General features: G+C 65.8%; 13 protein-coding genes and 1 riboswitch. Of the genes, 2 read left to right on the forward strand and 11 right to left on the reverse strand.

The window, feature by feature from the left end; translation table 11 throughout:
* Positions 1–9: 9 nt before the first annotated feature.
* Entirely contained in the window at positions 10–915 is a 906-nt protein-coding gene (locus tag GFY24_RS33250) for a WYL domain-containing protein (protein ID WP_309231630.1), read from the reverse strand.
* Positions 916–928: 13 nt separating this feature from the next.
* Between GFY24_RS33250 and GFY24_RS33255 the strand changes: the two genes are divergently transcribed.
* Positions 929–2,038, forward strand: coding sequence for an epoxide hydrolase (locus GFY24_RS33255; RefSeq protein WP_309231631.1), 1,110 nt, complete (start codon positions 929–931; stop codon positions 2,036–2,038).
* A 22-nt stretch (positions 2,039–2,060) separates the two neighbouring features.
* On the opposite strand, the gene GFY24_RS33260 is transcribed toward GFY24_RS33255, so the two are convergent.
* From GFY24_RS33260 to GFY24_RS33285, 6 genes are all read right to left on the reverse strand, one after another.
* Complete coding sequence (locus GFY24_RS33260; protein ID WP_153809084.1) at positions 2,061–2,549, reverse strand: hypothetical protein; 489 nt, start codon at positions 2,547–2,549, stop codon at positions 2,061–2,063.
* 94 nt (positions 2,550–2,643) lie between these two features.
* Positions 2,644–3,708 carry an ATP-dependent DNA ligase gene (locus tag GFY24_RS33265; protein ID WP_309231632.1) on the reverse strand — a complete coding sequence of 355 codons (1,065 nt, stop codon included), beginning with the start codon at positions 3,706–3,708 and terminating at the stop codon, positions 2,644–2,646.
* Positions 3,705–4,814 (reverse strand): ATP-dependent DNA ligase, encoded by a 1,110-nt coding sequence (locus GFY24_RS33270; protein WP_309231633.1) that lies wholly within the window; start codon positions 4,812–4,814, stop codon positions 3,705–3,707. Before GFY24_RS33270 ends, GFY24_RS33265 begins: the two co-directional genes overlap by 4 nt.
* A gap of 112 nt (positions 4,815–4,926) precedes the next feature.
* Positions 4,927–5,322 (reverse strand): cold-shock protein, encoded by a 396-nt coding sequence (locus GFY24_RS33275; protein WP_375336135.1) that lies wholly within the window; start codon positions 5,320–5,322, stop codon positions 4,927–4,929.
* A gap of 43 nt (positions 5,323–5,365) precedes the next feature.
* Positions 5,366–6,466 (reverse strand): SPFH domain-containing protein, encoded by a 1,101-nt coding sequence (locus GFY24_RS33280; RefSeq protein ID WP_309231634.1) that lies wholly within the window; start codon positions 6,464–6,466, stop codon positions 5,366–5,368.
* Positions 6,467–6,485: 19 nt separating this feature from the next.
* Positions 6,486–6,719: a hypothetical protein gene (locus tag GFY24_RS33285; RefSeq protein ID WP_153809087.1), complete on the reverse strand. Its 234-nt coding sequence runs from the start codon at positions 6,717–6,719 to the stop codon at positions 6,486–6,488.
* A 258-nt stretch (positions 6,720–6,977) separates the two neighbouring features.
* Between GFY24_RS33285 and GFY24_RS33290 the strand changes: the two genes are divergently transcribed.
* Positions 6,978–8,513, forward strand: coding sequence for a DHA2 family efflux MFS transporter permease subunit (locus tag GFY24_RS33290; protein WP_309231635.1), 1,536 nt, complete (start codon positions 6,978–6,980; stop codon positions 8,511–8,513).
* Between the two features lie 70 nt (positions 8,514–8,583).
* Here GFY24_RS33290 and GFY24_RS33295 read toward each other — a convergent pair whose 3' ends face one another.
* The 4 genes from GFY24_RS33295 to GFY24_RS33310 all read right to left on the reverse strand — a co-directional run bounded on the left by GFY24_RS33295 (position 8,584) and on the right by GFY24_RS33310 (position 13,395).
* Positions 8,584–9,900: a nitrate/sulfonate/bicarbonate ABC transporter ATP-binding protein gene (locus GFY24_RS33295; RefSeq protein WP_153809088.1), complete on the reverse strand. Its 1,317-nt coding sequence runs from the start codon at positions 9,898–9,900 to the stop codon at positions 8,584–8,586.
* A gap of 12 nt (positions 9,901–9,912) precedes the next feature.
* The gene (locus GFY24_RS33300; protein ID WP_309231636.1) at positions 9,913–11,643 is read right to left on the reverse strand and encodes an ABC transporter permease subunit; all 1,731 of its coding nucleotides are present in this window, start codon (positions 11,641–11,643) and stop codon (positions 9,913–9,915) included.
* Positions 11,640–12,341, reverse strand: a complete 702-nt coding sequence (locus GFY24_RS33305) for an MgtC/SapB family protein (RefSeq protein WP_153809089.1) — start codon at positions 12,339–12,341, stop codon at positions 11,640–11,642. The genes GFY24_RS33300 and GFY24_RS33305 overlap by 4 nt, the downstream gene beginning before the upstream one ends.
* A 202-nt stretch (positions 12,342–12,543) precedes the next feature.
* Positions 12,544–12,715, reverse strand: a riboswitch (M-box (ykoK) riboswitch).
* A 173-nt stretch (positions 12,716–12,888) separates the two neighbouring features.
* A complete protein-coding gene (locus tag GFY24_RS33310; protein WP_153809090.1) occupies positions 12,889–13,395 on the reverse strand; it encodes a hypothetical protein in 507 nt (168 codons plus the stop codon).
* Position 13,396 lies beyond the last annotated feature (1 nt).

The raw sequence follows: 13,396 nt of genomic DNA on the forward strand, positions 1-13,396 counted from the left end.
CAGCAATCATCACCCCCGAACCCCGCCGAGCCCACCGCTCACCCCGGGTCGTTCCCATCCCTCACCCAGATCGTTCCCGTCTGGGTGGTCGGGCGAACCGGGTGCGTCGTCGCGGGGCGTGATGGCCGCGGTGAGGCGGTGGGCGAGTGCGCGGAGGTGGTCGATTAGTTCGGGTGGTTCGTGCACATGGAATCCGAAGCCGAAAAGTCCTGTGTAGACGGCTATTTCGTCGAGCGAGTTCGAGCCGGTGTGCAGCAGGCAATGCTCATCGTCGATCGCTTCGATGACACCGATGGTCGGTGGGATGCGGTCCGCCGCGACCGCGGCCGCTACCTCGAGGGTGATGCGCGCCCGGTAGCGGTAGGGGGCGGTGCTGACCCCGCGGGACACCCAGCCGGTCAGGTCGACCTCGGGTGCCTCGCGCGGGCTGAATCGTGGCCCGTTGGGGATGCGCGGGCGGAGGCGGTCGACCCGGTAGGTGCGCCAATCCTTCTTCTCGATGTCCCAGCCGACCAGATACCAGTGCCGTCCGGTGTGTACGAGCCGATGCGGTTCGGCCGCGCGCCGGATCTCGGAGCCGTCGTGGGTGCGGTAGTCGAAGCGGAGCTGTTCGTGGTCGCGGATCGCGGCGGCGATCGTGGTGAGCACGTCCGCGTCCACGGACGGCGTGCCCGCCGGCATGGTGACGGTCGCCGCCCGCAGCGCCGAGACTCGCTGCCGCAACCGGGCGGGCAGGATCTGCTCGAGCTTCGCGAGCGCCCGCAGCGAACTCTCCTCGATACCGGTGATCGTTCCGCCCGCCGCGGTGCGCAACCCGACGACAACCGCGACCGCCTCCTCATCGTTCAAGAGCAGCGGGGGCAGTTTGGTTCCCGCGCCCAGGCGATATCCGGACGCTCCGGCGACCGCGTGCACGGGGTAGCCGAGTGTGCGCAGCTTGCCCCAGCTCGACGACCTGCATCGGCGACTGGACCAGACCCGCTGGCCCGACGGTGTCACCGGAGTCGGCTGGGCGCAGGGCATTCCGCTCGATTACACGCAGGAGCTGGTGCGGTACTGGCGCACCAGCTACGACTGGCGGGCGCAGGAGGCGCGACTCAACGAGTTCCCCCAGTTCCGCACCGAGATCGACGGGCACAATGTGCACTTCATCCATGTCCGGTCCGCGGTGCCCGGCGCGATGGCGCTGATTCTCACCCACGGGTGGCCGGGATCGATCGTGGAGTTCCTCGACGTGATCGGTCCGCTGACCGATCCGCTCGTGCACGGTGGCCGCGCCGAGGACGCCTTCGATGTCGTCGTGCCGACCATCCCCGGATTCGGCTGGTCCGGGCCCGTGGTCGGCTGGTCGACAAGCCGGGCCGCGCGGGCGTGGGCCGAACTGATGGCGCGGCTCGGCTATGACCGCTACGCCGCACACGGGGAGGACACCGGCGCGGCCATCTCGCGGGAACTCGCCGTGATCGATCCCGAACACGTTGTGGCACTGCATCTTACGATGATCGCCTCAGCCACCGTCACTCCCGAGACGGCCGACCTCGACAATCCCGCCGAGAAGCGCGCCCTGCAGCTGGCGCAGCGCGCACAGTACGAACTCGGCGCGTACGCGATGTTGCAAGCCAGTCGGCCGCAGACGCTGTCCTACGCGCTCGCCGATTCCCCGGTGGGTCAGTTGGCGTGGATCGTCGAACGATTCAAGGACTGGACCGACTCGACCGAGGTGCCCGAGGACGCCGTCGATCGTGACGCCATGCTGACCAACGTCATGATCTATTGGCTCAACGGCACCGCGGGCTCCTCGGCGCGCTACTACTACGAAGGCGCCGCGACCTGGGGCGCGCCCGAACCGGACACCGACGTTCCGGTCGCCGTGGCGGTGATGCCGTACGACCTCGGCATCCCGGTCCGCCGCATCGCCGAGCGGAACCACAACATCGTGCGCTGGACCGAATTCGATCGCGGTGGACACTTCGCGGCGATGGAGGAACCGGACCTCATCATCGACGACCTGCGCGCCACATTCGGCCGATACCGTTGACAGACACCGGATCTCGCGGCTATTACGGGGCGGGGACGTCGATTGTCACTTCGGCGGGGGTGGGATTGGTGCTCACCTGGACCGTGACGCGCCCCGCGCCGGCGAGGGTGAAAAAGGCGGCATTCCAACCGTAATGCCCGTCATGCGCGGTGGTGCGGGTGTCGGTGGTGCTCACGCCGGTGTCGATATTGCGCATGGTGACCGTGGTGGTGACCTGGCAGTCGTTCGCCGCACCCGGCGAAGCCGATAACGAGTCGAGCGGGTTCGCGTTCGTGTCGGGGGTGAAATTCACCTGCACCCTGGACGAGCTGTCGATGAAATCGACGAATTCACCGGCCTGCTGTCCCTGGCTGGCGGATACCTCGGCGCGGACCGTTCCCGCGCATCCGGTTCCCACGTCGACGTGCGCGGGGTCGAAAGATACCGGGTCCGCGGACGCGGGACCGGCCGATACTGCGAATACGACGATCGGCAGGAGGGGTACTGCCGCGAATTTCGGAACGCCTCGCATGATGACTCCCGTCCTTGTACGGATCAGCGGCAATATGCTGGCAACGTTTTACGCCAGCAGAGCGGAATTCGCGGTACTCGAGGATTCCCGCCGACTACGAGTCCTTCGGGGTGGCTTTGCGGCTGGGTTGCACGCGGGGTGGCTCGTTGGGCATTTTCGGGTATTGGGGCGGCCAGGGAGCGTCCATCAGGCCCGAGGCCAGGTCCTTTTCCGACATTTCCAGCAGGGGAGTCAAGGATTGAGGGAGGCGGTCGGACCAGGGGTCCCCTAGAGCGGCGACGCGCGCGGGGACCGTCGCGATGGTCATATCGTCGTTGGTGACCGAGTCCAGGGCGTCCCAGGACAGGGGAGTGGAGACTTGGGCGCCTACCTTCGGGCGTACGCACCAGGCGCCGAAAACTGTTTTGTGGGGCGCGTTTTGGTTGAAGTCGACGAAGACCCGGGAGCCGCGTTCCTCCTTCCACCACGCCGCGGTGATGGTGTCGGGGTGGCGGCGTTCGAGTTCGCGGGCCAAAGCCACTGCGGCGGAACGGACTTGGTAGCCATCCCAGCGCGGTTCCAGCAGGGCGTACAGGTGCAGGCCGCGCGAGCCGGAGGTTTTCACCCGCACATCGATGCCGAGCTCGGTGCACAGATCCCGTGTGCGCCTTGCGGCTTCGCGCAGATCCTCGAAGCTGATACCGGGCGAGGGATCCAGGTCGATGCGGAGTTCGTCGGTGATCCCGGTCGGGGGAAGCAGATCGCCGTTGGCGTCGTGGACCTGCGGGGTGGCGGCCTCGAGTTCGGCGCCGGCGTGGGTGGGCCAGACGTGAAAACCCAAGCAGCCCAGGTTCACCGCCCACAGAATATGCGCCATATCGGCGGCCACGAGGGCGTCACTGGTGGTGCCGTTGGGGGTGCAGACCACCGTCGTCCGCAACCAATCCGGGACCGATTTGGGGACACGTTTCTGGAACCACGACTTACCGGACGCCCCATCGGGATAACGCTCGAGCAGGACCGGGCGGTCACGAATGGTGTTCATGATCGGTTCGGCCACCGACAGGTAATAGTTGGCCAGATCCAATTTGGTTTCGCCGCGCTTGTTGAAGTAGACCTTGCCGGGATTGGAGAGGGTCACGCTGTGCCCGTCCACCTCGAGCTCGATGGAATCGCTCACCGCGCAACACCTTTCGCCTCATCGAAAATCGCCGACAGCTCGGCGGGGGCGACCTCGTCGAGCTGGGCATAGGTACAGGATTCGGGGGTGCGGTCGGTGCGGAACCGCACCAGCCGCCCACCGTGGCGCAGCCGCCCCGCCATCACATGCTCATAGCGGACCTCGGCGACCAGTTCGGTGCGCAACGGCTCCCAGGACAGATCCTTACCGCCGGTCCAACGGCTCACTCCGCCCGGCATTTTGCCGTCCGCGCGGGCCTGGGCGGCGGCATCGGCCCACTCCCGCCACGGATGATTCTCCAACGCGTCCACCCGCAAAGGCGCGAGCTCGTCGACGAGTTCCTTGCGCCGGGCGGCGGTGAAACTGCTCGCCACCCCGACATGATGCAGACTGCCCTCGGCATCGAAGAGCCCCAGCAGCAGCGACCCCACACCCTGGCCGTCCTTGTGCCAGCGGAATCCGGCGATCACACAATCGGCGGTCCGTTCATGCTTGACCTTGAACATGACCCGCTTGTCCTGCAGATACGCCAGATCCGCGGCCTTGACCATCACCCCGTCGAAACCCGCGCCCTCGAACCGGGTGAACCAGTCCTGCGCCACATCGGGATCATCGGTGATGGGAGTCAGGTGGATGCGTTCGAGCCCGTCCGTGCCGTCCCCACCGCCGTGCAGAATCGTCTCCAGCAGCCTGCGGCGTTCGGAGAACGGCTCACCCGTCAGATCCCGATCACCGAGCGCGAGCAGATCGAACCCGACGAAACTGGCCGGTGTCTCCACCGCCAGCTTGTTCACCCGCGAGGCCGCCGGATGCAACCGCTGCTGCAGCGTGTCGAAATCGAGGCCGTTCTCGGTGACGATGACGATCTCACCGTCCACCACACACTTGTCCGGCAGCGCCTTGCGCAGCAGTTCGACAAGTTCGGGGAAGTACCGAGTGAGTGGTCGATCATTGCGGGATCCGAGTTCGATCTCGTCGCCGTCGCGAAAGACGATGCACCGGAACCCGTCCCATTTGGGTTCATAGCGCAAACCCCCCTCGCGGGGCAGGGTCGAGACCGATTTGGCCAGCATCGGTTTCACCGGTGGGGTGACGGGCAGCTCCACACGACCTCCTCGGGTTGGGTTCACCCAGGTAGACGGCGCGACCGGTGAGAATTCACCGGTCCGCGTCCCAGAAAAGATCGTAGTGCCGTACTGGTCGGTTTTGCGGTACCGCTCAGTTTTCGATCCAGCCGTGCTGATCGGCGAACGCCGTCAGCCTGTCCCGGATGGTCAATATCTCCCCGGCCGTGAGCGCCGGACTCGCGTCCAGGAGCAGTTCGGTGATCAACCGCCGATGCTCGGACGCGCTCATCGGCCCGCCCGCAGGCCGATCCTTGCTTTTATGCGCGCGCACCGGCGGTGGCGCACCCGCGACCAGGGACAGATTGATGGCCTTGGGCCCACGATCCCCCTCGGTCACATCGAATTCGAACACCCGCCCCTGTCGCAGCTCATCTTCGTCCAGTCCGATGTCGTTGACATGGACGAACACGTCCGGCCCACCGTCTTCCGGACGGATGAAACCGAAACCCCGAGAGCTGTCGAACGACACCAATTTCCCGATGGACACCTGAACACCCGCTCCTCGTACGCCGCGTCCCTCTGCGATAACTCTAGTCCGCGACACGATCATTGTTGGAAGAAAGTGCCTTTTGCAACGAATTGAACACCGTCAACCCCTGTCCCACCATGCCATTGACGATCTCACTCACCCCGTCGGGTCCATTGAGCACCGTCAGATTGGCATTGGACAACCCCGTCGCGGCCTGTTTCACGATCTCCGGAAGCTGTTCTATCAGAAGCTGATCCAGTGCGATCCGATTGTTCGAGGCCGCCGCCTCGGCCTGGATCCGGGTGCGATCGGCCTCGGCCACGGCCAGGATGCGCACCCGTTCCGCCTCGGCCAGAGCGGGTTTGACCACCTCGGTCTGCAACTGCTGCTCACGCAGTTCGGCCTGTTTGCGGGCCTGCTCGGCCTGGGCGGTGATGACCTCCTGCAGCGCGGTGGCCTGCGCGAGCGGACCCGCCTGCGCCGCTTCGGCATTGGCCTTGTCGATATCGCGCTGGTACTGCGCGCGCAGCAGCGCCGTCTCGCGCTGGTATTCGGCCTGTTTACGCTGGGATTCCTGTTCGGCCTGGGCCGCGAGCTGCGCCGCGGAGGCCTGCGCGATCTGCGCGTCGCGCTGTACGGCCGCATTGTGCGGGGCGGCCAGGGCGGTGATGTAGCCGAGATTGCCGTCATCGATGGACTGGATCTGGAACGAGTCCACCCACAGCCCGATATTGCCCATCTCCACCTTCGAGGCCACCAGCACCTCGTCGGCGAGCTTCTGGCGTTCGCGAATGATCTCCTCCACGGTCATCGAGCCCACGATCGAGCGCAGATGCCCGGAGAAGATACGCCCGGTCAGCACCGACATCTCGCGTTCCTGTTCGGACAGGAACCGTTGTGCGGCATTGACTATCGAGGTGGTGTCATTGGCGACCTTGAACGCGATCACCGCGCGCACATCGAGTTGGATGGCCTGTTTGGTGACGCAGCGTTCGCCGATCTCGGCCTCGAACATGGCCAGCGACAGAAACCGCACCTTGCGGAACCACGGCAGCACCCAGGCGCCGTGACCGATCACCACCCGGAACGGCGCATCGGCCTTGGCGCCGCCGCCGCTGACCAGCATGGCCTCATCCGGGTCGGGTACGTGATAACCCAGCACTGTTGTCTCCCTTGATATCTCAGATTTCCCCACGATGATCGCCCGGGAGTGGGATCCACGGCACCACATCCACGATCCGTCCCGGATGCACCGCGACCACGAGCACGGGCGTGCCGGAGTCGAGGGCATGGTCGGCGCGCGCGATGTACAGCTCGGTTCCCCCTCGGATGGCGATCAGAACCTCTCCGAGCATGTGTGGACCCCGGATCGGCGTCGTCAGCGTACCGGTGAGTCCCTCTACCGGGTCGGACATCGTGGCCAACTTCTCGGATTCGCGGTGAAATACCAGCGTAGTTGCGTTGTGCGGCAATGAGCCGTCGCGGAGGTGAATATCGCGACCAAATCGATAACTGTGTCATTGCTACCGCTGGGTACCATTTGGGAGCCGCTGAGCGGTGCCCGAGTTTCGGTCGGCCGCTTCCGCAATCGTGAAAGGTGCCGATAATATGCCTGTGCGTGTCGAGGTGAGAAAGTTCTGGTTCCCCGGCCCTCGAGCTGGCAGGCTTAACCGGTGACCACCCCTCCGGATATACCGGCCCTGGATTCGGCCGACGACAAACTGGATGCCGGCGTTCTGAAGATCGCCGGCGTCGTCGTGCTCGGCGCGATCATGTCGATTCTCGACGTGACCGTCGTGACCGTGGCGATCCCGACCTTCCAGCAGACGTTCGACACCACCTACGCCATCGCCGCGTGGACCATGACCGGTTACACGCTGGCCCTGGCCACCGTGATCCCGCTGACCGGCTGGGCCGCCGACCGATTCGGCACCAAACGCCTCTATATGGCCGCGCTGGTGTTCTTCGTCCTGGGTTCCATCCTGTGCAGCACCGCCTGGAATATCGAGTCGCTCATCGCTTTCCGCGTCATCCAGGGTTTGGGTGGCGGCATGCTCATGCCCCTGGGTATGACGATCATGACCCACGCCGCCGGACCGCAGCGCATCGGCCGCGTCATGGCCGTACTGGGTGTGCCGATGCTGCTGGGCCCCATCATGGGCCCCATCCTCGGCGGCTGGCTGATCGACAGTTTCAGCTGGCATTGGATCTTCCTGATCAACCTGCCCATCGGCATCATCGCGCTGACGCTGGCGTTCGTCGTGTTCCCGCAGGACCGGCCCGAACCCTCGCAATCGTTCGACTTCATCGGAATGCTGCTGGCCTCACCGGGTTTGGCGCTGTTCCTGTTCGGTGTGTCCTCGATTCCCGGTGAGGGCACCGTCGCCTCGCGCAAGGTGCTCATCCCGGCGATCATCGGCGCGATCCTGTTGGTGGCGTTCGTGTATCGCGCGCTGCACACCGAACATCCGCTGATCGATCTGCGACTGTTCAAGAACAAGTCGCTGCGCTATGCGGTACTCACCATGACCCTGTTCGCGATGGCGTTCTTCGGCTCGGGTCTGCTGCTGCCCAGCTATCTGCAGCAGGTCCGTGGCGAATCGACTTTGATGGCCGGTCTGCTCATCGCCCCGCAGGGCTTGGGCGCCATGCTGACCATGCCGATCGCCGGACGCCTGGTCGACAAGATCGGGCCCGGCAAGATCGTGCTCACCGGTATCTCGATCATGGTGCTGGGCATGGCCTTCCTGACCCAGGTCACCGCCGACACCTCGTACGTGGCGCTGTGTGCGGCACTGTTCGTGATGGGCCTGGGTATGGGCTGCACCATGATGCCGACCATGACCGCCGCCATTCAAACCCTCACCCACGCGCAGGTCGCACGCGGTTCGACCCTGATGAACATCGTCAACCAGACCGCCGGATCCATCGGCACCGCAACCATTTCCGTGGTGCTGACCAACCTGCTCAACAATCACCCGCTCGCCGGTGCGGCCATCGCCTCCCGCTCCAATCCGGCGATCGCGCAGGATCCGGCGATCGCCAGCGCGCTACCCACCGGTTTCGAGCAGGCGGCCACCGCGTTCGCGCACACCTTCGTCGTGGCCCTGGTCCTGCTCGCGGTCACCCTGATCCCGGCGTTCTTCCTACCCCGCACCAAACCGAAGAATCCGGAACTGGTCGACGCGCCGGCCATCGTCGCGCACTGAGGTTTTCACACCACCATCTCGCCCCCGCCGGGATCATCCGGCGGGGGCGACATGCTTTCCGGCAGGCCCGCTAGGACGTCGCCGCCGGCCCGCTCGGGTCGGCGGTGAGGCGGCCGGAATCGGTGTCGTAGTCGTAGAGTTCGCCGTAGCGGCCCCAGTCGATGGCCAATTCGAGTTGGCGGCGGGCATCTTCGGCGGAGAAACCGCGGCGCAGCAGGTCCAGGAAGAAGTCCGCGCGCGCCGAACCGTCGGAGCTACCGACCAGCGCACTACAGATGGTGCGGACCAGCGGGGCACGCCGGCGCGCCTGGGTGGCGAAAACATGTTTGCTGGTGTGGATATTCGCGGTGGTGAAATTCGAGCCGACATCGGTGAGAATGACATCGCCGGAATCGACGAGCAGGAAACCCAATAGCGCGGCGGCGTCGACGAGGGGCAGGAGATCGTCGAGTTCGAAATTGAGTTCATCGGCGATCACCGGGAGATCGGCGCGACCGTCCTTGGCATACACCAATTCCAGCAGACCGGCGATACCGCCGACCGAGGCATCGGGCAGGGGCGTGCGGAACGGGGTGCCGGTATCGGGTGTGGCGGCGGCGATTTCGGTGTCACGGCCCGTCAGCAGGCCATAGATGTGATCGACCAGTGCGGTGAAACCGGGTGCGCGACGATTGCGGGGGCGGGGCTGATCCACTCGCACCTCGGCGATGATGTGGCCGGGATTGGCGCCCAGCACCACCACACGGTCGGCCAGTTGCACCGCTTCCTCGATATTGTGGGTGACGAGGCAGATGGCGCGGGTGGGGAAATCGGTTGTGGCCCACAGGTTCACCAGTTCGGTGCGCAGATTCTCCGCGGTCAGCACGTCCAGGGCCGAGAACGGTTCGTCCATGAGCAGCAGATCCGGTTCCAGGACCAGGGCGCGGGCGAAACCGACGCGCTGGCGCATACCGCCGGACAGCTCCTTGGGGTACGCGGTTTCGAAACCGTCCAAACCGATCCGGTCGATCGCCTGCAGGGCGAGTTGGTGGCGGCGTGCGGGTGAGATACCGCGTGCGGCCAAACCCAGTTCCACATTGTCCTGCACGGTCAGCCACGGCATCAGCGCGAACGACTGGAAGACCAGTGCCGCACCGGGATTCGCGCCTGTCAAGGGCGTGCCGCGATAGCGCACCTGTCCGCTGGTGGGGGCCAGCAGTCCGGCCACCGCGCGCAGCAGTGTCGATTTGCCCGAGCCGGAGCGGCCCAGCAGCGCCACGATCTCTCCGTCGCGCACTTGCAGATTCACGTGTTCGAGCACATTGAGGCGCTCCCCGGCGGCGCCGGTGAACGACATACCGACATCGTCGATATCGATGAGAATCTCACCGGTGGTTACGGTGGTCATGATGTCTCCTTGTCAGAGCGAGTAGCGGCGCTGCGCGAGGGTGTACAGGCGCCGCCAGCAGAGTCGATTCACCCCGACCACGTAGGCGCTCATGACGAGCACGCCGACCAGGATGCGCGGGCCGTCACCGGCGGTGGTGGCCTCGGTGATGTACGCGCCCAAACCCGTCGCGGTGAGCGTGGTGGAGCCGAAGGTGACGATCTCGGCGACGATCGAGGCGTTCCAGGCCCCGCCCGCGGCGGTGATCGCGCCGGTGACATAGCTGGGGAAGATGGCGGGCAGAATCAGCGTGCGCCACCACAGGATTCGCGGCAGCCGCAGCGTCGCCGCCGCCTCCCGCAGATCATTGGGGACCGCCGAGGCCCCGGCGATCACGTTGAACAGGATGTACCACTGCGCGCCCAATGCCATGAGCGCGATGCCCGCCCATTGCAGGCTCGCGTCCGTGGCCACCAATACCGCACCCACCAGGGGGAACAGGAAGTTGGCGGGAAAGCTCGCCAGGACCTGCACGATCGGCTGCGCGAGCCGGGACACCTTGGGGTTCAACCCGATCCACACTCCGACCGGCACCCAGATCAGGGTCGCGAACACCAGCAGCACGAGCACGCGCGACAGGGTGATCGCACCCAGGTAGGCCGCGTGCGCGAGTTCCTCGAAGCCGACAGTGGCACCGATATAGCGCAGCATGTAGTAGCAGCCCACCGCCAGCACGATCGTGGTGATCGTGGTGAACAGCACATCGTTTGCGCGACGGCGCTTTTCGGGCACATACAGCGGGTGCTCGGCCGGCCCGAAGACCCGCATCACCCGATCGATCGGGTAGATGAACGGCCCGAACACCTTGCCCAGCAGCAGCGGAATATGCGAGCGGCGCAACACATCCAGTACCAGGCTGCGCGGGGCGTGCGCGGCCTCGGTGTCCTCGTACCGGAATCGCTCCGCCCACACCGTGATCGGCCGCCAGAACACAATATTCAGTCCCAGCACCATGACGATCATGGTGAGTACGGCCAAAAGGATTCTGCCGGTATCGCTTTCGGCGGCGGCCGAGGCGACATAGGAGCCGATTCCCGGCAGCGCGTACTCGCGATTGTTGACACTGATCGCCTCGGCGGCGGTGAGGAAGAACCAGCCGCCACCGAAACTCATCATCGCGTTCCACACCAGCGGGAACATGCCGCTGGGCACATCGAGTCGCCAAAACCGTTGCCAGCGTGACAATCTCAAATTCCGGGCGGCCTCGTCGAGTTCACGCGGTTGCGAGAGGAGGCTGTGGTGGAACGCGAACGCCATATTCCAGGCTTGGGAGGTGAAGATCGCGAAGATCGACGCCGCCTCCAAACCCAGTGACGAGCCCGGGAACAGGGCGATGAAACCGGTCACCGTCACCGACAGGAAACCCAGGATCGGCACCGACTGCAGAATATCGAGCGCCGGGAGCATCACCTTCTCCGCGCGCGGCAACCGCGCCGCGGCGGTGGCGAAGACGAAGGTGAACGCGATCGACAAGCCCAGCGCCAGGAACATGCGCATGAGCGAGCGCGCCGCGTAGTACGGCAGTTCCGCCGGATCGGTGGAGATCGAGGACGGTGCGCCGGCGTGATCGAACGGCACATCCATGCCCGCCGAGACACGCACCGCGATCCAGATCGCGATCGCCGCGCCCGCGAAGACCGCGATATCGGCCCAGCGCGAGCGCGGACGATCCAGTACACCCCGCGTGGGGTAGGTGGTGCTCACGCCTGCACCTCCGGCTGCGGTACGGTGCGCCAGCCCACGCTGGTCACCGACGGTTCCAGGCTCAACCGGCTCACCGCGGACTCCATCTGCCGGTCATCGCGCCGGTCACCGGTCAACTCCGCGCGCACCTGCACCCGATCGGGTTCGACATTGTGGCTCGAGATCGACACCAGCCGAAAATCGGTGCGCGCGAGTGACTGCACCAGCAGCGAACGCACCGCGGCCTCATGCGCGTCGTCGGTGCTCGCGGTGAACGCGTACAGCGCCTCATCGGCCGAATCGTCGGTCCGATCCACCGCGCGCGCCGCGGTGCGCAGAGCGGTATTGACCACCACCACCGCGACCGTGCCCGCCGCCGCGGTGCTGTACATGCCCGCCCCGGCCAGTGAGCCGACCGCGGCCGCGCACCACAGGGTGGCCGCGGTATTGAGTCCGCGAATATTGAACCCGTCGCGCAGGATGACACCCGCGCCCAGGAAGCCGATGCCCGAAACGATCTGTGCCGCAACACGAGTCGGGTCCGCGTCGGCACCGTTGAAGCCGTGCGCGGACAACAGTACGAACAGGGTCGCACCGGCGGCGACGAGTGCGTTGGTGCGCAGTCCGGCCATGCGTGCCCGATACTGGCGTTCGAAGCCGATCACCGCGCCGAACCCGACACCCGCGCCGAGTCGAAGCAGCATTTCCCATGTGGTCATGACGCCCTCCGAAGTAGAGGTCGGCGCACTCGGGAACGGACGCTAGCGCGCGGAAATCGGCGTGCGGCGGGCCGGGGGAGTGTCGCCTGGTGAACGATTGGCTAACGGAACTCTGTCCGATCCATCGGGCACGACAATCACCTCCCAGCCACTCCGCATACGCGCCGGAAAGAGGGTGGTATCCGGCGCTGATCGCCGGAACGGTAGCCACCCCTCGTAAGACCTTCAGCACTCCACGGCGTAACCCACCATGAGTGGGAGCCGGTCGGGATCACCCCTTATCTCGGGGAGACCTGTCCTGACCCGGGGCGTCTCTCGACGTTCGGGGTCGCCGGCCTGTATCCGCGGAGGAGCCTCAGCTAACGACGGCACCTTGCGTCAGCGAGTAAACACCCCGATCGCCGGATTCGGCAACCCCTGTGATGGGCGCAACTGTGGACGCGAAAACTGCCGCAGGCCATATCCGAAGGCCTGCGGCAGTATGAGATGAGGCGAAATATGAAGCGGGGCAACGCTGTTCGTGCTGCGCGGCATTTCGCGCGACCGGTCAGGCCGCAGCGGTGGCGGACCGGCCGGCCAGCAGCGCCAGAAGCTGATCGGTATGACCGGGGAGCTCGGCATCGGCCAGACCGCTGATCAGATCACGCAGCGCGAGAGGCTGATCCAGCAGCAGGGTATCCGCCGACAGCAGACGAGTCGGGACGAGGGTGTCCAATTCCGGATCGGTCAGGGCCGCACCGCCCAGCGCGCACAGCACCTCGCCCTGCTGCCGCAGCCGCTCCCGCAGCGCCGCATTGTCGCCGGTCAGGGCCACCACATTGTCGATGGTCCAGGTGTCCAGGGCCAGCCGGTTGTCGTAGGTGGTGTGCTGTCCCGCGGCGACCGCGGAGGCGGCGGAGATGGTGGTCGCCGTGAGCAGGCTGACGTGGGCCAGGATCTGATCGGCATTCCATTCCCCGGGCGGCGGGGTGAGCCGATGCGGTGCCTCGGCGACGGTGGCCGCGGCCTCGAGCAGGGCGCGGTAGGCCGCGCGCAGGGCGGTGGTGTCGAGCATG

Origin of the sequence: Nocardia sp. SYP-A9097 (assembly GCF_009649815.1) — a bacterium.
Taxonomy (GTDB): domain Bacteria; phylum Actinomycetota; class Actinomycetes; order Mycobacteriales; family Mycobacteriaceae; genus Nocardia.